Source organism: endosymbiont 'TC1' of Trimyema compressum, assembly GCF_001584725.1.
In the GTDB taxonomy this organism is placed as follows: domain Bacteria; phylum Bacillota; class TC1; order TC1; family TC1; genus TC1.
This window is the reverse complement of sequence record NZ_CP014606.1, coordinates 610,478-633,955: the sequence shown is the minus strand read 5'-3', so window position 1 is coordinate 633,955 and position 23,478 is coordinate 610,478. Positions and strand designations below refer to the sequence as shown.

The 23,478-nt window shown below is 32.7% G+C and carries 21 protein-coding genes and 1 pseudogene; all 22 read right to left on the bottom strand.

What is annotated here, in order from left to right; translation table 11 throughout:
* Positions 1-9: 9 nt before the first annotated feature.
* Positions 10-441, bottom strand: coding sequence for a hypothetical protein (locus tag AZF37_RS04050; RefSeq protein ID WP_088369683.1), 432 nt, complete (start codon positions 439-441; stop codon positions 10-12).
* Positions 442-446: 5 nt separating this feature from the next.
* Positions 447-1,211, bottom strand: coding sequence for an amino acid ABC transporter ATP-binding protein (locus AZF37_RS04045; RefSeq protein WP_281178910.1), 765 nt, complete (start codon positions 1,209-1,211; stop codon positions 447-449).
* Positions 1,208-1,873 carry an amino acid ABC transporter permease gene (locus AZF37_RS04040; protein WP_172793077.1) on the bottom strand — a complete coding sequence of 222 codons (666 nt, stop codon included), beginning with the start codon at positions 1,871-1,873 and terminating at the stop codon, positions 1,208-1,210. The genes AZF37_RS04045 and AZF37_RS04040 overlap by 4 nt, the downstream gene beginning before the upstream one ends.
* Positions 1,874-1,886: 13 nt before the next feature.
* Complete coding sequence (locus tag AZF37_RS04035) at positions 1,887-2,663, bottom strand: substrate-binding periplasmic protein (protein WP_088369682.1); 777 nt, start codon at positions 2,661-2,663, stop codon at positions 1,887-1,889.
* A 79-nt stretch (positions 2,664-2,742) separates the two neighbouring features.
* Positions 2,743-3,470 (bottom strand): annotated as a pseudogene (locus AZF37_RS04030) (tyrosine-protein phosphatase).
* A gap of 24 nt (positions 3,471-3,494) precedes the next feature.
* Positions 3,495-4,673 carry a TraB/GumN family protein gene (locus AZF37_RS04020; protein WP_088369679.1) on the bottom strand — a complete coding sequence of 393 codons (1,179 nt, stop codon included), beginning with the start codon at positions 4,671-4,673 and terminating at the stop codon, positions 3,495-3,497.
* Positions 4,666-5,124 (bottom strand): methylated-DNA--[protein]-cysteine S-methyltransferase, encoded by a 459-nt coding sequence (locus AZF37_RS04015; RefSeq protein ID WP_088369678.1) that lies wholly within the window; start codon positions 5,122-5,124, stop codon positions 4,666-4,668. Before AZF37_RS04015 ends, AZF37_RS04020 begins: the two co-directional genes overlap by 8 nt.
* Positions 5,099-5,284: a hypothetical protein gene (locus AZF37_RS04010; protein WP_088369677.1), complete on the bottom strand. Its 186-nt coding sequence runs from the start codon at positions 5,282-5,284 to the stop codon at positions 5,099-5,101. The genes AZF37_RS04015 and AZF37_RS04010 overlap by 26 nt, the downstream gene beginning before the upstream one ends.
* Positions 5,241-5,387 carry a hypothetical protein gene (locus AZF37_RS10355; RefSeq protein ID WP_162473875.1) on the bottom strand — a complete coding sequence of 49 codons (147 nt, stop codon included), beginning with the start codon at positions 5,385-5,387 and terminating at the stop codon, positions 5,241-5,243. Before AZF37_RS10355 ends, AZF37_RS04010 begins: the two co-directional genes overlap by 44 nt.
* Before the next feature lie 179 nt (positions 5,388-5,566).
* Positions 5,567-7,258, bottom strand: a complete 1,692-nt coding sequence (locus tag AZF37_RS04005) for a putative polysaccharide biosynthesis protein (protein ID WP_088369676.1) — start codon at positions 7,256-7,258, stop codon at positions 5,567-5,569.
* Complete coding sequence (locus tag AZF37_RS04000; RefSeq protein ID WP_172793076.1) at positions 7,251-7,511, bottom strand: hypothetical protein; 261 nt, start codon at positions 7,509-7,511, stop codon at positions 7,251-7,253. Before AZF37_RS04000 ends, AZF37_RS04005 begins: the two co-directional genes overlap by 8 nt.
* Positions 7,484-7,813, bottom strand: a complete 330-nt coding sequence (locus AZF37_RS03995) for an MATE family efflux transporter (RefSeq protein ID WP_281178946.1) — start codon at positions 7,811-7,813, stop codon at positions 7,484-7,486. Before AZF37_RS03995 ends, AZF37_RS04000 begins: the two co-directional genes overlap by 28 nt.
* Positions 7,814-7,913: 100 nt before the next feature.
* Complete coding sequence (locus tag AZF37_RS03990; protein WP_088369673.1) at positions 7,914-8,603, bottom strand: MATE family efflux transporter; 690 nt, start codon at positions 8,601-8,603, stop codon at positions 7,914-7,916.
* A 12-nt stretch (positions 8,604-8,615) separates the two neighbouring features.
* On the bottom strand, positions 8,616-9,893 hold the full coding sequence (locus AZF37_RS03985) for a DNA recombination protein RmuC (protein ID WP_088369672.1): 1,278 nt from the start codon (positions 9,891-9,893) through the stop codon (positions 8,616-8,618).
* Between the two features lie 12 nt (positions 9,894-9,905).
* Complete coding sequence (locus tag AZF37_RS03980) at positions 9,906-13,313, bottom strand: UvrD-helicase domain-containing protein (protein WP_172793075.1); 3,408 nt, start codon at positions 13,311-13,313, stop codon at positions 9,906-9,908.
* The gene (locus AZF37_RS03975) at positions 13,303-16,551 is read right to left on the bottom strand and encodes a PD-(D/E)XK nuclease family protein (protein WP_088369670.1); all 3,249 of its coding nucleotides are present in this window, start codon (positions 16,549-16,551) and stop codon (positions 13,303-13,305) included. Before AZF37_RS03975 ends, AZF37_RS03980 begins: the two co-directional genes overlap by 11 nt.
* A gap of 12 nt (positions 16,552-16,563) precedes the next feature.
* Positions 16,564-17,706 carry a DNA-processing protein DprA gene (locus AZF37_RS03970; protein ID WP_088369669.1) on the bottom strand — a complete coding sequence of 381 codons (1,143 nt, stop codon included), beginning with the start codon at positions 17,704-17,706 and terminating at the stop codon, positions 16,564-16,566.
* Positions 17,707-17,761: 55 nt separating this feature from the next.
* Positions 17,762-18,220, bottom strand: a complete 459-nt coding sequence (gene smpB, locus AZF37_RS03965; RefSeq protein WP_425425445.1) for an SsrA-binding protein SmpB — start codon at positions 18,218-18,220, stop codon at positions 17,762-17,764.
* The gene (gene rnr, locus AZF37_RS03960) at positions 18,204-20,330 is read right to left on the bottom strand and encodes a ribonuclease R (protein WP_088369667.1); all 2,127 of its coding nucleotides are present in this window, start codon (positions 20,328-20,330) and stop codon (positions 18,204-18,206) included. Before rnr ends, smpB begins: the two co-directional genes overlap by 17 nt.
* 47 nt (positions 20,331-20,377) lie before the next feature.
* Complete coding sequence (secG, locus tag AZF37_RS03955; protein WP_088369666.1) at positions 20,378-20,605, bottom strand: preprotein translocase subunit SecG; 228 nt, start codon at positions 20,603-20,605, stop codon at positions 20,378-20,380.
* A 21-nt stretch (positions 20,606-20,626) separates the two neighbouring features.
* A complete protein-coding gene (eno, locus tag AZF37_RS03950) occupies positions 20,627-21,919 on the bottom strand; it encodes a phosphopyruvate hydratase (RefSeq protein WP_088369665.1) in 1,293 nt (430 codons plus the stop codon).
* A 14-nt stretch (positions 21,920-21,933) separates the two neighbouring features.
* Entirely contained in the window at positions 21,934-23,469 is a 1,536-nt protein-coding gene (gene gpmI / locus AZF37_RS03945) for a 2,3-bisphosphoglycerate-independent phosphoglycerate mutase (protein ID WP_088369664.1), read from the bottom strand.
* Positions 23,470-23,478: the final 9 nt, after the last annotated feature.

Below are 23,478 nucleotides of genomic sequence, written 5' to 3'. Positions count from 1 at the left end.
ACTTACCTCCTAAACACCATATACATTATCTTCTGTTAATAATGTAATATTTTTATTATCCATTACATTAATAGCTGCTTTAATATCTTCAACTTTCATTGCCAAATAAGCATAGCCCTCTTTATTTAAAAAGCCATATAAATACTCTACATTTAAATCACTTTCTTCCAAATAAAAAAGTAACTGGCAAAGCTCACCAGGCTTATCCTCAATTTTAACAACAATAATATTACTTGTTTGACTAGAAATTCCAGCTTCCTTTAATAAGGCAGCACCTTCCTCAGGATAGTCAACTATTAAACGCAACACACCTGATTCACTAGTATCTGTAATACACATACCTCTAATATTAATATTGGCTTCTTTTAATAAACGGGTTATTGAAAGAAGTCTTCCAGGTTTATTGGCTAAAAAAATAGATAATTGTTTTATTTCAAACATCTCATTCACCTTAAAACTTTACTTAAAAATAGTTTTGTTCTTTCTTCTTTAGGATAATCAAAAATAGCTTCTGGCGTACCAGTTTCAACAATAACACCATCATCCATAAAAATCACACGGTCAGCTACTTCTTCGGCAAAACCCATTTCATGAGTTACAACCACCATAGTCATGCCTTCAAGAGCTAACTCTTTCATAACTTCTAATACCCCTCCAACTAATTCTGGATCCAGTGCACTAGTAGGCTCATCAAAAAGCATTACATCAGGATGCATGGCTAATGCTCTAGCAATAGCGACCCTTTGTTGTTGCCCGCCAGAAAGGTTACCAGGAAATTCTTTTTCCTTTTCTAGTAAACCGACTTTATCCAACAACTTTCTAGCTTCAAGTATAGTCTTTTCTTTCTTTTCTTTTAATACAACTGACGGTCCTTCCATAACATTTTCAATTACTGTTTTTTGGGGAAACAAATTGAATCGTTGAAAAACCATCCCCATTCTTTTGCGAATGGCAATAATATCTCTTTTAGGAACTTCCTTATATGTATTCTTTTCTTTAATATAATGGAGACCAACTGGCTGTCCCTCATAAAGAATTTCCCCTTCTTCATGGTGTTCAAGTTGGTTAAGGCAACGTAAAAGTGTACTTTTACCACTGCCTGAAGGTCCAATAATAACAAGAACCTCTCCCTTTTCTACTGACATATCGACACCTTTCAAAACCCTTAAGTGTCCAAATTTTTTATGGAGATTTCTTACTTCAATAATCATCTTTTAACCCTCTGTACTTTAAGTTGGAATTTTTTCTCCAGAAAATATATGCCTAACATAATTACAGATGTCATCAATAAATACATTACACCTGCCGATAAATATATTTCCATTGAACGAAAATGCGTAGCATCCAGTGTTTGAGCTTGTCGCATTAACTCTACTAAAGTAATTGTTGAAACCAGTGCTGTATCCTTCATTGAAGTTATACACTCATTACTAAAAGGTGGCAATATTGTTTTAAAAGCCTGTGGTAAAACAATACGCTTCATACTTTGGCCAGATGTCATGCCTAATGATAAAGCCGCCTCTTTCTGACCTTTATCCACTGACAAAATACCAGCTCTAAAGATTTCAGAAATATAGGCGCCTTCACAAAGGCTTAAGGCACAGACGCCAGCTACAAAAGCATTTAGTTCTATACCAATACTTGGAAAACCATAATACCAGACAAATAGTTGCACCAGTAATGGGGTTCCTCTAATAACCCAAGTGTAGAACCAGGAAATCCCCCTCAAAATTCTAAATCTCGAAAGGCGCATTAATGCAGAAATCAACCCTATGACAGTACCAAAAGTCAAAGCTAATAGCGTTAGTATAATTGTTACTTTTGCCCCTTGTAATAAGAAAGGGAAAATAAGATTAAAAAAATCTAAGTCCACTGTTTATATCTCCTTACTGCGGGATAACTCCCTTGGCATTTTCTGCTCCAAACCATTTAACTGCAATAGCCTCTAAAGAACCGTCTACTTTCATAGCAGCAATCGCCTCATTTACTTTCTTCTGTAAGTCAGTGTTATCTTTTGCAAGAGCCACACCATATTTTTCTGTAATTATTTTTTCTGGCAACAATTCAAGCTCACTGCTTCTTTCCTTAATAAAATAAGCACCAACAACTGTATCCACAGCAACTACATCAATTCTACCAATACCTAAGTCATTAAATGCAGCTGGGTAAGCATCATAAGTAGAAACATTTTCAGTAAATCCTAATTCAGTAAAACCTTTAGCTCCAGAACTACCAGTTTGAACGCCAATTTTCTTATTTGCTAAATCTTTAATAGATAAAATCCCCCTATAGCCCTTTTTTACAACCATAGAGATACCAGCATCCATATATGGGGCTGATAAAAAGATTTGCTCTTCTCTTTCAGGCGTAATGGTTACACCGCAAATAACCATATCATTTTTTTTAGTTTTAAGGGATTGTACCATACCCTTCCATTCAATTGGTTGCCATTCTAAGGTAACCCCTATTCTTTTAGCAATTTCTTCCCCCATGTCTACATCAAAGCCAATTATATCATTGGTGTTAGGGTCTCTATATGTCATTGGTGGAAAAGCGTCATCAACACCTACAATTAATTTGCCTTCTTCTTTATTTTGGCTACTACAACCAAATAAGCCTATTCCTAAAAGGCCAAATAATACTAATACCAAAAACTTTTTCATTTTATTTTCTCCTTTTAAAATTTTCTAAACTAGTTATAATTTTACGCTTGAAAAGGAACAAAGTCAACACAACAACCTGCTAAACAAATGTACCTTGAATATTTTGAATCACCTTATTAGACAATCCTAAATGCTTTAAAAAACCTTCACTGTTACCATAGGTTCTATTTAATTCACTCAGGAAAGTTTCCATAGCCTCAGGTCCTGCAACTAGAAAAGGTTTCAGATATTCTTCATTCATATTTTCGTATTTCTTAATGACAGGTCCAATATTTTCTCCTGAATAAGCATAATCTTCAACAATCACCTTATCTGAAACACCTACAAGATTTAAAAGTAAAGCTGCAATTAAACCTGTTCTATCTTTACCAACAGAACAATGAAACAGAATAGCCGCCTCTTCTCTACTTCCTATTAATTTGAAAACTTCTCTAAATCCCTCCTGACAATAATGTAAAACCATAATATAAAATTCACCTAAGGATTTAGGTATTTTAGAAAAATCAGCCTTGGATAAATCCTTAATTTGATCTTCAAAAATACTTAATAGTGAAATAGAGGCATAAGCCATTCCTTTAACACCTTTTAATCTATCAATATTTTTATCAATTTCACTTTGGCTTCTTAAATCAATATCTAAAAGAATATTTTTTGATTTCAAAATAGCAATATCATTTTCGGTTAATCCTTGAAGACCATCCCCCTATAAAATCGATCCCATTTGGTTTCTTTGTCACTTTTAGTAGGATAACCCCCTAAATCTCGCACATTATAAGCACCTTCAAGTAATACTAATCGCTTCTCCATCTAAAACTCCTTTACTTAAATATTTCAAAAAAAGCCTTCCAATATATTTTTAAGTCCTAAAATATTTCCAATAGCGCTTCCCATAGAAGTTAAAAAGAAAACATTAAATATTTTTAAAATCTTATTTTGCCACCACCCCTTAAATGTGAAAATAGCAGTATTCAAGCTTTCAAAATCTTTAACTTGAGGCTTTCTTACTTTAGCTTCAACTAATCCACTAATCATGCCACTGGCCACAAAAGGCAATGCAGCCCCAATCGGGGACCCAATAATTGCCGCTAGTATAGTCAATGGATGCCCCCCAGCTAATAAAGCACCAAAGCCTCCTAAAGTACAGGTTAAAATTAGCCAATAACCAATATTTGATGCCCCAACAGTTGGATTTGCACTGAATGTAACAGCTACCAATATTATAAAAAGAATTAACAACCCTAAGGCAATCCAAGAACCTGTCTTTTTCTTTTTAGGAATCTGGCTTATTTCCTTTATATATTCTGATGTAACATCATTGTTAATTAAATGTTTCTTAACGCCTTCTAAATGGGCAGCCCCAAAAACAGCAACAACAGTTTCTCCTGGGCTTTTACCAATCTTATAAGCTAAGTAAGAATCTCTTTCATCTACTAAATATTTTTTTACAGAAGGGAAAACTGAACCTAATTGATCTAGACTTGCAGCAATGGTTTCTTGATTTTTTAAAGATTCTATAGTTGATTCATTAATATCTTCAGTTCCTACATCATCCTCAGCTGTAAAATAAAGAACTAATAGCTTATAAAGTCCCTTCATTTTTTCCCAAAACTTCAAATGAACTAAAACTCTTCTTAAAGTGACTGTAACATCTCTATCAGCCAAAGTAATCGTTGCGCCTTCTTCTCTAGCTACCTCAACAGCTTTCGCCATTTCAGCCCCTGGTTTTACTCCTAAAGATTCCCCTATTTTCTTTTGATAGGAAGATAAGAAAAAGTTAACAATCATAAGCATTCCTTGCCCTTTTTTTAAAACAGATTCAATATCTAAGTTCTCCCAGCCTGAATCTCTGCCATCCATTCTTCTAAAACGAGCTTCACAAAGTTCTATAGCCACACTTTCAGGATTGTTTTCTCTAATCACAGTTGCAACTTCCTCTACACTATTTTGAGAAACATGGGCTGTTCCTACTAACATAATCTTCTTATTTTCTAATGTTACAATTTCAATCATTACTCTTTTCCATTTCTAATAAAGTTTTTTTGAAAGATAAGCCATAGGCGAATCCTGTTAATTTGCCACCTACACCAACAACTCTATGACAAGGCACAAATATTGGCAAGGGATTGCTGTTACAGGCAGCCCCAACAGCTCTGGCCCCTTTTTGGGAACCAACTTTCATTGCTAATTCACCATAAGTTGCCACTTGACAATAAGGAATTTTCATCATTGCCTCATAAACCTTTTTTTGAAAAGGTGTTCCTCCAATTTTCAAAGGTACTGAAAACTTTTTTAACTTTCCTTTTAAATAGAGTTCCAACTCTATTTTTGCTGCTAATAAAACTTTTGAAGGCTTTAATGAATCTATACTGCTTTTTTGTTCAAGGCTAAGAATTTTCTCCCCGTCACCTACAATTGTAAATGGCAGCGTATAGATTTCAATTTGTAGGGTTTCTAAATCCATCTAAAAACGCCCTTCCTTCTTCTATAATATTTTTATCCAAATCATAAATAGTTGAATATTGGATAATTTCCCAGAGATTATCTAAATCTAACTCCTTGTTTTCTTTTAATAAAAAATCAACTAATACTAAACAATCTAAAAATCCTTTTTTCTTTCTCAATAGCAACAGCTTTTTCTAAAGCATGAATACTCTGAACCTCTTTTTCAGTATAGCCATCTACTACCTCAATGCTCTGAGAAACTAAAAAAGCTTCTACCTCCATAGCCTCCATATTAACATGTTAAGCATAGGGTCCATTATGATAGGCCTCATAGGTAAAATGGATTGGATAGCCAAAAACTTCCAGTAAGTATACTAAGCGTTGTACGATTTGTCTTAGCCCATTTTAAATCAAATCCTAGTTTTTTAAAATATGATAGATTTTTATCCATTCAGCATCCATTATGATCTCCTTATTCTTTTAAATATTTTTCCAAATATAAAACCAATTTTGGGAATACTCTTAACTTCATCTTCTTTAATTGCTCTAAACAAGACTAAAGTAATAAAATAAACAATAATGCCAGCAATAACTGCAAAAATTAGGCTAATTAACAGATTTAATATTCCTTCATTAATAAAACCAATAATTAAATTAAATAATCTATACACCCCATAGGCTATAGCACCTGTTATCAAGGCACTTAATAGTCCCTGAGGCAACCATGTTAACCACTTTGAACGGTAACCTACAATACGCTTTACGGCAATAAAATTAATAATTGCAGCAGTAAAATAAGCAACAGTATGAGCAATTGGCGCTCCTAGGATATTAAGGCCCTTAATAGGTAATAATAAATTTAATAATCCTATATTTACAAGCAGTCCAGCAAACAACGATACTAAAGGAACGTAAATTTTCCCTACACCCTGCAAGACACCTGTTGTACTATGATAAATAGACATAAATAGAATCATAAACACACTGGCCTGCAATACCATGTAAACATCATTATCAACTTCATTAAATATAAGGGCTACAATAGGCTTACTTAATAAAAACATACTGGCTGCTGCTGGCAAGCTAATTAAAGTAACGAGCTTAATGGATAGTGCTGTTTTATTTTTAACCTCTTGATCATTCTTTCTTCCTCTTGCGTCTGCAATTGCAGGTACTAAACTTGCAGCAAACGAAGATGCAGCTAAAATAATTATATTTACTAAAATCATTGCCGTATTCGTAAAATAGCCAAAAGAAGCATTAGCTGCTTTATAACTTAAGCCAGCTCCCATTAAGACATTGGGAATAAGTGTAGCATCAGCCATATCAATTAAAGTAGGTAATAATGCAGCTAAAGTTACTGGAATAGCAAATAAAAGAATTCTTTTAGTTAAATACCCTGTAGTAGCTTCTCGTCTAGATTGTCTATTGCCATAAGTAATCTTTCTATTTAAACTATTCTTTCTCTTGTAGTAAAAATAGATAATAGGCAAAAAACCAATAATGGCACCAACAAAAGGTCCTAGAGCAACGCCATCAGCAATAGACTGTACCAACGATTGATCTCTACTAGTAACACCCATTACCTCACTTAAGTTAGTCCCTGCTACAAAATAAATATAGACTAGAGTAATGGCAACTGAAAAAACAATTCTACCTAATTGCTCAAAAATTTGTGAGTAGGCAGTTGGTCCCATATTTTGTTGTCCCTGAAAATAGCCTCTAAAAGCTGCCATAAAAGTAACAACTAAAAGTGCAGGTGCAGTTGCCTGAATAATCCAAGTAACATTTGGATCCACATAAAAGTTACTAGCAATATAAGGTGCTCCAAAAAACAAACCTACAGACAATACAATTCCAATTATGCCTAAAATCAAAGAAGCCACTTTAAATATTTTAAAAGCAATGCCAGTATTACCTTTGGCAATTTCTTCTGACATTAATTTTGAGATAGCAATAGAAATTCCTGCAGCTGAAACAGCCAATAACATGGCATAGAAGGCTATTCCTTTAGCATATAAAGCTGATCCTTCAGCTCCAATTACTCTATATAAAAATATCTGATAAACTGCACCTACTACTTTAGAAAGTATTGCAGCAAAAGATAATATAAATGCATTTTTAAGCATTAAATTTTCTTTACTATTATCCAACTTTCTGCTCCCAACTTATTTTTATTTTTCTTAACCCATATTCTATAATAATAACACTAATAATAGCAGAAAGTATATCAGAAATTGGAAATGAAAGCCAAATTCCCTCTAATCCTATTATTAAACTTAAAATAAATAACAATGGTATGGCAATAACTAATTGCCTAATAACTGCTATAAATAATGCTGTTCGTATTTTTCCAAAAGATTGATAACTTGCTGTGCCTACCATCTGAAAACTAATAATTGGCAATGCACCAAACACAAAATATAACCGTACTTAGTAATGTCTTTCACCAAACCATCAGAAGTAAATAATGAGAGTATTGGATCCATAAACACTAAAATAATTATAAGACTAGTTATAGATAATAAAACACAGGATAAAGCACCCTTATAGACACTTTCCTTAACCCTTTTATAATTGTGAGCACCATAATTATAGCCAACTACAGGTTGAATACCCTGTAATAATCCAAATATTGGCAACGTAATTAACGTATATAGCTTATTAATAATCCCCATAGCATTTAAATATTCTACACCACCATATATAAGTAAAAACGATTATATAACAAAATGCTTACACTGCCTATTGTCTGTCTTAAAAATGAAGAAAAACCTAGACCACAAATTGAACCAAAGTAATCCCATTTCATTCTAACAGTTTTTTATTTAAAGGCAGTACTAGAGCCCCTCTTCTGTAGTATACAAAAAGCAGAATAGAGGACAAGCCTTGGGAAATAGAAGTAGATAAACCAACGCCAAAAGTACCCATTTTAAAAACTAAAATAAATAGGGGCGCTAAAAATATATTAGCAACAATACTTGTTAGCATTATTGAATAAGCTTTCTTAGCTTCTTCAACACAGCGTAAGAGATTATTGCCAACAACAACAAGTGGAAAATAAATCCATCCAATAATAATACCTATTAAATATGATTTACTCTCACCTATAATTTCTGGAGCTGCACCAGCTACTTGTAGTAGAGGTTCACTAAAAATAATAGTAAAAGCTACTAGAATAGCACCTATTAATAATGCTCCTACTATAGCAGTCCCTGCATATAAAGCAGCATCTTCCTGTTTCTTTTCTCCAAGTCTCATTGAAACCAAGGAAGCCATACCAATGGCCACCATAGTGGTAATCCCCATATAGAATATTTGTATAGGCAACACAGCATTAGTTGCGCCTAAAGCATCTGGACCAACAAAATTACCTAAATATATGCCATAAATAATATTATAAGAGGCATTAGCTAACATAGCAATAATCGACGGATAGGAAAGTTGTAACAATAATTTACTAATTTTCTCATTTTCAAAATCTACTCTTAACGCCATAATTATTCTCCTCTAGTCTTCTATACTTCTAATATCTTTAGGTGATTTTTCTACAGATGTTAACTCATTAATCTCTTTGTCCGAGGAAATACCGAGCTCTTTAAAACGTCTTGTTGAAGGCAATACTCTTGATTCAAAAGAACCGACTGCCTTATTATAGGATTCAATAGACCTTTCTAATCCTTTTTTTACACCCGCCATATTCTCAACAAAAGTAGCCATTCTATCATATAAATCCTTACCTAGTCGGCTTATCTGTCTAGCATTATTTGCTAAAGCAGCTTGATTCCAGCCATAAGAAACTGATTTTAATAAGGCAATTAAAGTTGTAGGTGTGGCAATAAGCACATTATCATTAATACCAGCCTCAATTAATGCTGGATCCCCTTCTAATGCACTCTGATACATGGCATCATTTGGTAAAAATAAAACAACAAACTCAGGACTATTTTCAAATTGATCCCAATAGGCCTTTCCTCCTAATTGCTTAATATGTGTTTTAACTTGTCTACTATGGTGTTTCAAACACTCCTTACGTTGGCTATCAGTCTCAGCTTCAGTAGCATCTAAATAAGCTGATAAGGGAGTTTTAGCATCAATCACAATAGTTTTATTACCTGGCAAATTAATAACCACGTCTGGTCTTAACTTGCCTCCGTCAGTATCAGTAGACACTTGCTCAATAAAATCGACATAATTAAGCATGCCAGCCATTTCCACAACACGTTTTAACTGTAGTTCTCCCCACTGTCCTCGAACTTGCGGTAAACTTAAAGCCTTAACTAAATTTGCAGTTTCCGTCTGTAATTTAGTCTGATCTTCTTTTAAATATTTAAACTGTTCTTTCACTTCTGTAAAAGTACTTTGATAATCTTTCTCAATAGTATCCATTTTACCTTTGACTTCACTGAGAATAATTTTCATAGGATCCACTAAATGTTTGAAAGATTCTTCTTTTTCTTTTAGTAAACCAGCCCCTTCACTCTGCTGTTTTGCCAAGGTTTCTTTTGCCAAAGTTAAGAAGACTTCGTTATTTTCCTGGAGCACTTTAGAGGATAAGGATCTAAAGGAGCTTTCCATATCTTCCTTGGTTTTATTATAATAAGCTTCTTTTTCAAGCCAATGCTTTCTTTCCTGTTCTAAAGAATTTTCCGCCTGTGCTAAAGCAATAACTAGGTCTCCTTCTTTAGCTTCAGCAGTCTTTACTTTTTTCTTCATTACGCCATAGGTTATTATAGCCATTACTATGCCACCTAATAATAGGCATATTAGGGCAATTAACACTTCCATTTCTATTCTCCTTTATTCTTCTACCTTAACTGACTTTCTAAGGGTACTAAAATACAAGTAAACCTCTTTTACGTTAGCCTTTTTAATCTCAGTTAATGCTTCCTTATATAATAAAACTTGCTTCCTGTATTCATCAATATCATTTGCAAGAGTGTCTTCTCGAACATAGTCTGTCTTATAATCAACTAGAACATAACCGTCCCTTTCTTTAAAAAACAAATCAATTACCCCTTGTAAAAGAGTATCATCCACTCCTTCATAACCCTCTAAAAAACGGTTAGGGCTCAAACAATAGTTAAAGGGTTTTTCTTGCTCAATTAAACTACTCTCTCTAACTCTTTTACCTAACGGACTCTTAATAAAAGCAATAATACCTTCAATATCAATAGCCTCTTTTTCCCTAGGTAAAATTATTTTATTATTTACTAAACCATTAATATAGTCATAAACATCCGTTTCATTTACTACTTTTTTAAAATCCAGATGCTCCATAGCTAGATGAAAAAGAATACCTTTTTCTACAGCTGACATTTTCTTGCCCTCAATAAACTCAGGCCTTATTTTCAAATCTCCTTTTAAGAAATCTTTTGTCATGGCATCCGCTACTGTAGTTTTCTTCATCTCTGTTACCGAAATTTTACGAGGAACAGGTGTCTTCATAACAAAAAAATCATCCTTTGTTAGTAATCCATCAGTCTTTTTAATGACTAAATTTACTGACTTTTTTTCAAGCTCAGAATGATAAGTTTCCATATTCGTTTCCATTATCTTATAGCGACTTCGAATACTGTCATTGCCATATAAATAGGGCAGTAGAAAATCATAGAAACATTTTGGTTTTATCAGTGTTTCAGTGGTTCCTAAAAGCCATTCTTTCTTCTTCTTAGCTAAATCCTTAACAGAACCTACTAAATATAATAGGTGTTTGCCTCTTGTCATACCTACATAAAGAAGATTAAGCTGATCCTCAATTTTTTCCCTTTCATTAGTCTTTTCAATAATATAATTGGCTAATGTTTTAATTTTTTTACCTTTACTTGCATATACAGGTCCAATGCCTAAATAAGGATGAAAGTTTATGAGGCTTTTTTTAGGGTGTCTAAACTCATTACCTAAACCACATAAAAATACTACTGGAAATTCTAAACCTTTACTTTTATGGAGTGTTAGAATTTTAACAACATCTGCATTATCAGACAAAATACTGGCTTCACCAATATTAATTTCCTCTTTTTTTAAATATTCAAAGTAAGCTAAAAATCCCCTTAAATGATCGTTATGATCCACCTCATATTCGCCAGCCATATACAACAGTTCTCTAATGTTAGCTGCTTCTTGATTACCATTATTTTTACTGAACAGTAAATAATAAAAGTTAGTCTTTGTTAGAATATGGGTTAATAAACCCACTAGAGAATGCTCTGTTACATCCTTTTTAAATTCATTGAGAATTGTCAAAAAATAATCTTTTTTAACCTGAATAGAATCCTCTAAACTATAGGCAGAAAAAGCTTCGTGAAAACTTTTGTGTTGCTGATTTTGACTTCTGATTTTACCTAATTCTTCTAAGGTAAACTGAAAGACAGGGCTTTTTAAAATATTGATTAATGAAAGATCTTCTTTGTAATTATTAATTACTTTTAAAAGATCCAAAAATAATTGCACACTTTCTGATTCAAAAAAACCTGTGTCAATTTCCCCAAATAATGGAATCCCCATTTTTTTAAAAACTTCCATGTAAATAGGTAAAGTCACTTTAGTTGAAAACATTAAAATAGCAATATCTTCATACTTTATCTTTCTAACTCCGTCTTTATTTACATCATGTAATTCTACTCCTTGATTCACAAGTGTTTTAATCTTCTCAGCACAAATCATAGCTTCTCTATAGACCTTATCCTGACTGGTTTCCTCAGTTAATAGACCTTCATCACGGTCAACAACAAAAACTTCGATAGGTTCCTCTCTGTTAACACCAGAGCCAAAAACCAAACGACCATCTTTTTTGTATTCAATAGAAGAATTTTCGCCATTCATCAATTCATCAAATACACAGTTTACACCATCGACAATGTTCTTACTGCATCTGAAATTTTTATTTAAAAATATAGTTTCACTTAAAGAATCAATTCTATAATTATTTAATGTTCTTAAAAATATACTAGCATCAGCTAATCTGAAACGATAAATACTCTGTTTAATATCTCCTACAAAAAAAAGATTATTTTCCTTAGCAACCCTTTTAACAATACTTTCTTGAACTAAGTTACTATCTTGAAATTCGTCAACAAAAACATGAGTAAAATAATTTTGATAACTTTTTTTAATCTCCTCATTTTCTAGAAGATTCACCATTAGATGTTCTAGGTCATTAAAGTCAACTGCTTCCTTCTCCTTTTTTAACCCTTTATAAATTTCATCAAAATCCTTAACCATTTGAATTAAGTAATGGGTTTTTGCCTTTACACTACCTAATAAAGCTAAATGTGCTTTAAAATCAAAGGCCATTTCTTTTACCTTCTTCTTATAATCATCTCTAATTTTCTTAAATAAATCATGTTCCTCATTTTGATTTTCTTTTTTTACAGAAGGTAGCTTAGAAAAAGAAGCATGAGTATTTTCCATAAATAGGGAAATGCCTTTCCTTAATAAAGTATTCTTTAGCTCCACCATAATTTCAAAATCTTTTTCGGTTGTTTCCAAATATTCAGTAGCACCTAATGCTGCAATTTTAGACCCCTTCCTAATTAATGCTTCTACTAAAGAAAGTTCTCGTTCTAAAATTTCTTTTAAAGTAATCCCCAATGGATTATTTAAAAATTCATCTTCAATACAATTTAGGCTTTCTTCACCAGCATCTAACCAAATTGAAGGATAAGGTGCCCCTTGGCTAAAATGAAAAAGCGCTTTTATAGTTTCTCGTAATCCATTATCATTTTCTAAACTACTATAGGTTTCTAAAAGTCTAATAAAAAGAGGTTCTTTTTTTTCATAATATTTTTCTAATAATAAATCCATACTTTCATCTTTTATTTGAGCTCCTTCATTTTCTTCTAAAACTTTAAAAGCAATATCAATATCTAAAATATTGAAGTTTTCTTGAATAGCATTTTTACAAAAGCTATGCATAGTGCTAATCTGAGCATTTTCTAAAAGCTCTAACTGCTCTCTTAAAAAAATATCTTCTGGATATAACAGTGTTGCCTCTTCTAACTTTTTTTCTAAACGTTCAGCCATTTCCTTAGCGGCTTTGTTGGTAAAAGTTATCATTAAAATAGTTTCTACTGATACACGATCCTTGAAAATTAACTGAAAAAGTCGCTCAATTAAGACTGCCGTCTTTCCAGAACCAGCAGCCGCAGAAACTAAAATATTTTTTTCTCTTAAATCAATAACTTCTTGTTGCTCTTTAGTCCACATTGTCATTATCCTTCTTAATACTATCCAATACAATCTCTTTCTTTTTTGGCGTCAAATAATTGTATTTTAACTTATTTTTGCAAATTGAATTAAACTGACAAAAAGTACAATACTTTTCTTCCCTTGCCTTGTAATAATACGGGTTAACCTTAAAGTCCCCTTTAAGAATTCCCTTAAGTGATTCATCTGTTTTTACTTGCACATGTTCCGTACAATTATAAAAATCTTCCTCACTTAAAACACTGCTGGTTTTAGATAGCGTATCAGACTTTGTAAAAGTTATGGGTAGAAACTCAACTGGCATTCTTTCAATAATTGCCCTGTTATTTAAAACTTCACCTTTCAATCGGTACTGAGTATAAGTTTTATCTAAATCTTCTTTAACATCTATAACCGATTTTTCTTCATTAAGGACAAAATAAAGGAGAGCCCCTGGGTTTAATTTTTTATTAGGAAATAACGCCTGACCTTTCTTCATTAAAGCATTTAAATAAAAAAATAGCTGTAATGAAATACCATCATAAAATTTACCATAATCAAGTTTTTTATCATTTAATTTATAGTCAATGATTTTCGAATATACAACATCACTTTCTTCTAATAAATCCACTCTGTCAATTTTACCTTCCAAAGCAATAGCTTGACCATTAATATTTCTCACAATAGGTCCCAAAGGTTGATTTTTACCAAAGGCTAATTCAAAATAAGTTGGTTTGAAATCATCTGTTTTCAATTGCTCCATTAATAAAATTAGGTTCTCTAAACCAACAGATTTAATTTTTTCAAGTCTATAATGACTGCTAAATGTATGAAACTTATCTAAATAACCATCGGCTTCATACAATGAATTAAAGACTTCCTGACCTTTTTCGATTATAGTGTCTTGATCTAATGTCTCAAGAATATAAGACTCTTGAAATGTTTCCAGTGCTTTATGATAAATATTGCCAATATCTAAATTATCAATTTTAGAACCTTTATAGATTAATGGCCTTAACCCATACTGAATAAAAAATGCATAGGGACAAGACGCATATTTTTCAATTTTAGATACTGAAAATGAAGGTAATTGGCTTTTAAAGAAAAGTGCATCTGTAACTACATTGCTAATATTACCTTCAAATTCAAAATGCTTTTTAAAATCAAAAAGTCCATTAAGCAGTGTTCCAAAAACATTGCTTTCTTTAAAATAGCAATAGCTTTTATAGTCCTCTCCCTCAATACAACCTTTCCCAATAGCTTCCATTAAATCTAAAAAACGCTTATTTTCGGAAATTATCAGTTGATGCTCTCTCTCAACTAAAAGGTAATCTTTTTTTACACCAGGCAGTTTTTTCAAAAGAGCAACAATACGCAATGACAATGTTTGTCCTTCCCCTTTTCGATCCCCTAAACTATAACTAATATATAAATATTCAACTGCCCCTGTTAATGAAAAATAAACTTCCATATCCTTATTCTTTTTTTGCCATAAATAACTATTATGCCAACCAAAAACTTCATCTAGTAATTTTAATTCTTTAGATTTAAATAAGCTTTTTTTATCAATTGGTGAGGGAAAAATACCATCACTTGCCCCTATAATAAAGATACACTTAGCTTTTTCTTTAAACATATCTTGACTACCTAAAATTAAAACCTCACGAAGTCCTGTTGGCAAGATATTTATTTTTTCCGTTAAGAAACTGCTTTTTAAGATACTGGATAATTCTTTTAAATCAGATTCCTCGTTACCTAAAAACAAAACACATTGATCAAAAGTATCCAGCAATATATTCCAAATCTGAGTATCAATATAAACATTCTTATATTTCCCCTCTGCTTTATAATTTTCTATTTTCTCTATTAGCTGCTCATATAATTGAAGTTTCTCTAAAAAAGAATATAATCCTTTAATTTTCTCACGAAAATTTGATTTTGCTTTTATATACGTTCTAGCTTCATTAAGAAATCCCAAAATTTCTTGTCTTGCTAACTCTGCTCCTTCTTCTCTAAATGGATACTGCCACTTATAATTCTCAATGCCATATTCTCTCACATAAATTTCCAGGGTTTCAATAGCATCCCTTTCCATTGGCACCCAGCCTGTTTTTAGAAGACTCATAATAACTTTTGTATTATTAGATTCTATTGAATCAAGAATTAATAAAACAAACTGAATGATAGGATGGGTATGAACCCATATTTCCTCATCCATAAAAATGGGAATATTATAAATATCCCTATAGAGTTTAAAAAGATTCCTATATGTATCAAGATCATTACAAACAATTTTCATATCTTTAAAACTATAGTTTTTTTCTTTAACTAGTTGAGCAATTGTTTCAAAGACTTCTCGAACCTCAATTTCTGGACTACCTGTTTCTTTAACAACAATGCCTTCTGGGTTGCCTGAATAATAAGAACCACCATAATGGGTCATTGTTCTTTCAATAAAGGATAAAGCAGGTTTTTGATAATGATTTTCCTCTAAATGAATAGTTTCATATTCAATTTTTTCCAACTTACAGTGTTTTTTCAATTGTCCATAAAGCACATTGACAGCTTCAAAATAACCTCTATCATTTTTACCTAATGGTAAAGCAATAGTAACCGTTTTACACTGTTTCATTAAAGTTTTAATAATAGCTAATTGAGTTTTTGAAAAGGAAAAGAAATCATCAATATAAAAATGAGTATTTAAACCAAAGTCACTGGTAATTATGCTATCAATTAATAAATTACCATAAGTAACTTCATCAATATGGTCCCCAGTAAGCTCTGCTTCATAAGCTTCCTTAATTAAATGAAGTTCTTTTATTTTCTCATATAGCACTTTATTATTTTCTAATACTTTTAAAGAATCTAAAGAATAGTCCCCTTCTTTTAATTCTTTTACACTCTTAAGAATTTTCTCTAAAACTACCTCTTTATATAAGCCACTTCTATAATATAAGAGAGGCAAATCTTTTAGAACTTTCCTCAAAATCATTTTTTGCCCTTGCTCTTTTAAAAGTGCTTTCGTTCGTCCTTCAGTTTTTTTTAAAAGCAAGCTTCCTAATTTTTCAAAACTAATGACTTGAATGTCCAGAGTCCCTTTAGAACCCAGTGTTTTAATAACAGACATTTCTACATCTAAGGTGCTTTGCTCTGGCACTAATAAGTAGCCCTTTTCATTTTTCAAGCTTACTTTATTCACTTCATTTATTAAATAAGTACTCTTGCCAGTTTTTCTTCTCCCCAGCACAAATGTAACCATTATTAGCTCCTTTTATCCATTTACAACTAAATTAAATTGCTTAACAAAATCTTCATAATCCTTGTATAAAACAACACCTTTTTTCATTAAATACTTGTCAGCCCAATCAGAATTCTTAGTCCCCTTTCTAGGAAAAGGAAAGAAAACCAAGCGACCTTGTTTTAAACAATACTCAATTTGTTTATAGTCACCTTCGTTTAAAGACACATCTACCACTACTGTCATCTGTGAAATACCACTTAAAACCATTCCTCTAATAGGAAAATGCCAGCTTTTCACAGGAGCAGCAGGAGAAAACTGTGAAAGAATTAAACCATTTCCCATAGCGCTCACTTCTTTTTGCAAAGCTTCATTTTCTCGAGGATAAGCCTTATTAAGAGGTGTACCTATAACCCCAATAGAGGGTATTTTATTGCTATGAGCCGTTTCCATAACCACCGTATCAACACCTCTAGATAAACCTGTTGCAATGGAGTAGCCATCCTCACCTAAAAATTTAGTAATCTGATAAGCTAGCATTTTTTCTTCCTGGGTTGGATTTTTGGTACCAATCAAAGAAACTATAGGTGTATCTAAAAGCTTAATATTTCCACGTAAAAAAAGAAAAAGAGGACTGGAATCTAACCTTTTCAACTCAAAAGGATAGGCTTCATCAGTTCTATTAATAACTTGATCAGTTAACATTAACTTTTCAAAACTTCTAACAGTAGCTCTGTAGCGCTCTCCTAATTCATCTTCGTCTGTTCCTAAATAGACAGCTAATTCTTCAGAATAATGGGTTAGAGGCACATTAATCATATCTCTTTTTTCAGTTATAAAGGCATAATTTGTTTCGGTTTTTTTATAAGCATAATCATAATAAGATTGTATGGTAAAGTAATTCACTGCTTCTTGTAAAGTAGGAGAATTGATTTTAAGGGTAGGTTGAAGAGCAGTTAGTAATATTTCTTTTCCTATTGTAGCTATTAAATACTTTCTTTCATCTAAATCTCGTTTCATAAATAAAGTGCCTGAAGGGCTTTTTCTGACAGGAATCAATTCTTCTTTATGGACTAATTTATTTAATCGTTGAACACTGATTCCTAAATATTCTGCTGCTTCTTTAGCAAACATAATCTCTTCAGCTATCATACTTCTAAGTTTATCTTCAATCATATAGAACCTCCTCTTAATTAATCTCTCTTTATTTTACATTAAGAGTTTCAATATATCAATCATTAATAATTTTTTCTTTTAAAGCTCTCTCAATCTGTCTATCAGACTCTTTTTTTGCTAAAACATGTCTTTTATCATATAGTTTCTTACCTTTGGCAAGTCCTAATGAAACCTTAACTTTTCCTCTTTCATTAAAATAAAAAGAAAGAGGCACCAACGTAAGTCCTTCTTCCTTAATTTTTCCTATTAAACGGCTAATTTGCCTCTTGTGAAGCAAGAGTTTTCTAGTTCTAAGAGGTTCATGGTTAAAACGATTTCCCTCCTCAAAAGGGCTAATATGAACCCCTTCTAAAAATATTTCACCTTTTACCACTGTGCCATAACTATCTTTTAGATTTAAACGTCTTTTACGAATTGATTTCATTTCAGTGCCAGTCAATACAATGCCTACTTCTATTTTTTCAAGAATAAAATAATCGTGATAGGCCTTCTTATTATCAGCTATTTTCATCATTATTATCATCCTCTATAATAAAATCCAAGTGACCTAAAGCAATATTAGCAGCCACTAGCTTGACCCTTACTGGATCCCCAATTTTAAATGACACTTGATTGCCACCATCTCTTACTACCATTTCAGTTTCTGAAAAAACATGGTAGCCATTCAAAGTAGCAAAAGGAATAAATCCTTCTGCTAAGTTCTCTAACTGTACAAAAATTCCACTATGAATCATACCTGAAACTCTGGAATTAAATGACTCTCCAACAAAAGGCTTCATATATTCAACCACTTTTACTGTTGTGATTTCTCTTTCAACAGATTCTGCTACTAACTCCCGTTCGCTGGCTTCAGTAGCAACAGCAATATCTCTTGCCATTAATTTTTTCTTCATGCTCATTCCTGCTCCTTGGAAGGAAGCCTTTAAACTTCTATGAACAGCCAAATCAGGATAACGTCTAATAGGAGAAGTAAAATGACAGTAGTAAGTTACCGAAAGTCCAAAATGACCTAGAGGTTCAACATTATATCTTGCATGACTCATAGACCGCAATAAAAGATTCATAATCATATCTTTCATTGGGTGATTTTGAATTTTTTCAATAATTTCCTGATAAATTTTAGGATGGATTTCACCAGATCCTCCAACTACTATTTTAATATCAAAAGGTCCCATAACCTCATTAAAATGGGTTATTCCTTCTAAAGGTGGACTTTCATGGATTCTGTAAACACATGGAAACTCTAGCCAATACAAATGTTCAGCTACAGTTTCATTGGCAACTAGCATAAATTCTTCAATAATTGATTCAGCTTTATTTCTCTTGCGAATAGATAAAGAAATAGGCTTAGCATTTTCATCAACATTTACTTTGAGTTCAGGCAAATCAAAAAACAAAGAACCTCTCTTCTCCCGCTTCTTACCTAAAATATCAGCAAGCACTGACATCTCATTAAAAAAGCCAATTAAATGCTCATAACGCTTAAGAAGCTCCTCGTCTTCTCCTTTTAAAATTTTAGCAACATTGGTATAAGTCATCCGTTCCTCAACTTTAATAAGTGATGGGAAGATTTCATAATTAACAACTTTACCTTTATTGTTTATTTCCATCATTGCAGTCATTGCCATTCTATCAACACCAATATTTAGGCTACATATACCATTTGATAAGGCAACAGGAAGCATCGGTAATACTCGACCAGGAAAATAAATACTGGTGCCTCTTTTAAAAGCCTCTTTATCAATGTGTGAGCCTTCTTTAACATAATGGCTAACATCAGCAATATGAACCCCAAGCTTATAATTTCCATTATCTAAAAGTTCAATTGATACTGCATCATCAAAATCCTTAGCATCCTCTCCATCAATAGTAACCATTTGTAATGCCCTTAAATCTCTTCTGCCTTCTTCAAGAGATTCTGTAACAGTCTGAGGAATCTTATTGCTTTCAGCTAAAACAGCTTCAGGAAATTCTTCAGCTAGGCCATTTCTTAAAAGTATGTTTTCAATTATGGCCTCAACACTCTCACCACTAGTCTCTAACTTAGTCATCATTTTAACTTTACCCATTCTTTTCTGCTGACCATACTCTGTAATAGCAACAAAAATCCGCTCACCCTTTTGCATCCCTTTTTCAGGATTTTCAATTGTATATCTGCCGAATATTCTTCTGTCTTCAGGTTCAATAATTAATTGATTACGAAAATAAGTAAGGATACCAACAAAGCCTTTAGTACCTCTTTTTAATATTTTTTCTACTTTTGCTTCTCCGTTTTTTTCTTTTGCATTAGGAATCAGTGAAACCAGTACCCTATCTTTATCTAAAGCTCCCTTTAAGTCTTTGTTAGGAATGAAATATTCATCTTTAGTACCATCTTTTTTTAAAAAAGCAAAACCTTTTACATTTGCTGTTAAAACACCTGAAAAATAGCCTCTTTTCTCAGGTGTAATATACTTACTTTTCTTGGTAAGCATAACTAAACCCTTTTCTTCTAATTCAGCTAGATTTTTCATAAAAAGAGGTATATTAAATTCCTCAATACCAAAATTTTTTATTAATTCTTCAGCAGTTTGAGGCGCATAATCTTTATCCTTTATTTTTTCTAAAATTTCGTCTATACCCATGTCTCCTCCTTAAAAGAAGCTATTGTCCTAGGACAATAGCTTCTTTTCTATACTAATGCAGCTAAAACTAAAGTTAGGATAAAAAAGATAATGCCTAAAACAATAGTTACTTTTTTTAATAATGCCTCTGCTCCTTTATTTTTACCAAACAATTGTTGTTCATTTATACCAGTTGAATCCCCTTGGAATCCTGCGCTTTTAGCTGGTTGTAGCAAAATAACAATGATTAGAAATAAAGAAACAAGTCCAATAATTACAGATAAAACAACATTCATTGCTAATCCTTCCCTTCTTTATTACTTGTTCTTTAAATTATAAAATGTATCGTTGCCTTTGTAAACAGCTAAATCACCTAATTCATCTTCTATTCTTAAAAGTTGATTGTATTTTGCAACACGATCTGAACGAGATGGAGCACCTGTTTTAATTTGTCCAGCATTTGTAGCTACAGCAATATCAGCTATTGTTGTATCTTCAGTTTCTCCTGATCGATGTGAAATAATAGCTGTATAACCTGCTTTTTGAGCCATTTCAATAGCATTAAAAGTTTCAGTTAATGTACCAATTTGGTTTACTTTAATTAAAATAGCATTAGCAGTATCTAATTGAATACCTTTTTCTAAACGCTTTGTATTGGTTACGAATAAATCATCTCCCACAATTTGTAAGCGATCCCCTAAACATTCTGTTTTTTTCTTAAAGCCATCCCAATCTTCTTCAGCTAAGCCATCTTCAATTGAAATAATTGGATATTTACCAATTAAGTAAGCATAGAAATCAATCATTTCATCCGTTGATAATTCTCTATTCTCACCTTTTAATTCATATTTATTAGTTTTTTCATTATAAAATTCAGTTGCTGCTGGATCCATGGCAATCTTAAAGTCATCATTCAACTTATAGCCTGCTTTTTCAATAGCATCACAAATAAAGATTAAAGCTTCTTCATTGGAGTTTAAATTAGGTGCAAAACCACCCTCATCTCCCACAGTAGTATTAAGTCCTTTCTCATTTAAAACAGACTTTAGGTTATGGTAAACCTCTGTACACATGCGAAGAGCTTCGGAAAAAGTTGGTGCCCCTACAGGCATAATCATAAATTCTTGTAAATCTACATTATTATCTGCATGCTCTCCACCATTTAAAATATTCATCATAGGAACAGGTAATTCTTTGCTGTTAACACCACCTAAGTAGCGATACAATGGCAATCCTAAAGATTCTGCAGTCGCTTTAGCTACTGCTAATGATACCCCTAATAAAGCGTTGGCACCTAAGTGAGCCTTATTTGGCGTGCCATCTAACTCAATTAATATAGCATCAATAGATACTTGGTCATCACTTTCTAAACCAATAATTTCTGGAGCGATAACCATATTAACATTATCAACAGCTTTGCGTACGCCTTTACCAAAATAGCGGCTGTCACCATCTCTTAGTTCAACTGCTTCAAAAGCACCTGTTGATGCGCCACTAGGCACAGCTGCCCTACCCATAAAACCATCTTCTAAGTAGACCTCTACTTCAACAGTAGGATTGCCTCTAGAGTCTAGTATTTCTCTTGCATATACGTCTGAAATTATACCCATTTTTATCTCCTATCTTACTTTATAATTAAAGATTTGCCCGTCATCTCTTCAGGTATCTCAAGTCCCAACAGAGATAATATAGTTGGGACAATATCTCTCAATGCTAAATTTTGATTTTGTTTTAATTGAACTGACTTTCCTGCCTTTGAAACTAAAATAAAAGGAACAGGATTTAATGTATGAGATGTCAATGGCTCCCCTGATTTTTCATCTGCCATGGTTTCACAATTTCCATGGTCAGCGGTAATTAAGAGTTGTCCATTCTTTTCCAACACTTTTTCAGCTACCTTCCCTAAGGCCTTATCAACTGCCTCAACTGCTTTTATTGCAGCTTCTAAAATACCTGTATGCCCTACCATATCGCCATTAGCAAAGTTAACGATGACTACATCATAAATATCTTTATCAAGTGCCTCTAAAACAGAATCTGTTAGTTGAGGTAGACTCATTTCTGGTTGTAAGTCATAGGTTGCAACCTTTGGGGACGGAATTAATATACGATGCTCTCCTTTATTAGGGGCTTCAATACCATCATTAAAGAAAAAGGTAACATGGGCATACTTCTCAGTTTCAGCAGCCCTAAGTTGCTTCAATCCTCTCTTGCTAATGTATTCGCCTAAAGTATTCTGGAGGTGTTCTGGAGGAAAAGCAATAGGTCCTTTTAATGTACTATCGTATTCTGTCATACAAATATAGTTAACCTTAATATGCTTTGTTTCAAATCCTTTAAAAGATGGATCTAGAAATACTCTAGAAATCTCTCTCGCTCTATCGCTTCTATAATTGAAAAATACCACAGTATCCTCATCTTCAATTACGACAGGTTTCCCTTCATGGAGAATAACTGTAGGTAAAACAAATTCATCAGTTTCACCACGTTCATAAGCCATTTGCAAAGCTTCTTCAGCTGAATTGGCTTTAAGGCCTTTTCCTAAGGCCATTATAGCATAACCTTTTTCTAATCTCTCAAAACGATTATCTCTATCCATAGTATAATAGCGACCAGCAATGCTGGCCAAACTACCAATACCCATTGTTTTAAACACTGCTTCAATTTTCTTTATATAGACCATAGCAGATGAAGGAGGTACGTCTCGACCGTCTAAGATAGCATGAACATAAACTTCCTCCGCTCCCAGTTTATTACTCATTTTTAATAGAGCAATAAGATGGCTAAGCTGGCTGTGAACACCACCATCAGATAATAGGCCAGCGAAATGAATTGCTTTTTTATTAAGAACTGCATTGGAAATAGCTTTTTTTAAAACACGATTGTCAAAAAAAGCGCCTGTCTCAATAGCATTATCAATTCTCGTTAAATCTTGATAAACAATACGACCACTGCCTATGTTTAGATGGCCAACTTCTGAGTTACCCATCTGTCCATCTGGCAAGCCAACAAATGTACCAGAAGCATTTAATTCTGTAGAAGGATAGTTTTTCAAAATACTACAATAATTAGGTGTTTCACCAAGTAAAACACTATTGTTTTCTTTCTTCTCTCTGTTTCCCCATCCATCTAATATTAATAATACAACTGGTTGTTTCATCTATTATTG

Excerpts from the sequence above, each read along its gene's own strand:
- secG (WP_088369666.1), bottom strand. The coding sequence starts at position 20,605 with ATGAATGTTGTTTTATCTGTAATTATTGGACTTGTTTCTTTATTTCTA.
- AZF37_RS03985 (WP_088369672.1), bottom strand. The coding sequence starts at position 9,893 with ATGGAAGTGTTAATTGCCCTAATATGCCTATTATTAGGTGGCATAGTA.
- AZF37_RS04045 (WP_281178910.1), bottom strand. The coding sequence starts at position 1,211 with ATGATTATTGAAGTAAGAAATCTCCATAAAAAATTTGGACACTTAAGG.
- AZF37_RS04015 (WP_088369678.1), bottom strand. The coding sequence starts at position 5,124 with ATGGATTTAGAAACCCTACAAATTGAAATCTATACGCTGCCATTTACA.
- AZF37_RS04050 (WP_088369683.1), bottom strand. The coding sequence starts at position 441 with ATGTTTGAAATAAAACAATTATCTATTTTTTTAGCCAATAAACCTGGA.
- gpmI (WP_088369664.1), bottom strand. The coding sequence starts at position 23,469 with ATGAAACAACCAGTTGTATTATTAATATTAGATGGATGGGGAAACAGA.
- AZF37_RS03990 (WP_088369673.1), bottom strand. The coding sequence starts at position 8,603 with ATGGCGTTAAGAGTAGATTTTGAAAATGAGAAAATTAGTAAATTATTG.
- AZF37_RS10355 (WP_162473875.1), bottom strand. The coding sequence starts at position 5,387 with ATGGAGGTAGAAGCTTTTTTAGTTTCTCAGAGCATTGAGGTAGTAGAT.
- rnr (WP_088369667.1), bottom strand. The coding sequence starts at position 20,330 with ATGGGTATAGACGAAATTTTAGAAAAAATAAAGGATAAAGATTATGCG.
- AZF37_RS03970 (WP_088369669.1), bottom strand. The coding sequence starts at position 17,706 with ATGATTGAAGATAAACTTAGAAGTATGATAGCTGAAGAGATTATGTTT.
- AZF37_RS04035 (WP_088369682.1), bottom strand. The coding sequence starts at position 2,663 with ATGAAAAAGTTTTTGGTATTAGTATTATTTGGCCTTTTAGGAATAGGC.
- AZF37_RS03975 (WP_088369670.1), bottom strand. The coding sequence starts at position 16,551 with ATGGTTACATTTGTGCTGGGGAGAAGAAAAACTGGCAAGAGTACTTAT.
- AZF37_RS04020 (WP_088369679.1), bottom strand. The coding sequence starts at position 4,673 with ATGATTGAAATTGTAACATTAGAAAATAAGAAGATTATGTTAGTAGGA.
- eno (WP_088369665.1), bottom strand. The coding sequence starts at position 21,919 with ATGGGTATAATTTCAGACGTATATGCAAGAGAAATACTAGACTCTAGA.
- smpB (WP_425425445.1), bottom strand. The coding sequence starts at position 18,220 with ATGATGAAAATAGCTGATAATAAGAAGGCCTATCACGATTATTTTATT.
- AZF37_RS03980 (WP_172793075.1), bottom strand. The coding sequence starts at position 13,313 with ATGTGGACTAAAGAGCAACAAGAAGTTATTGATTTAAGAGAAAAAAAT.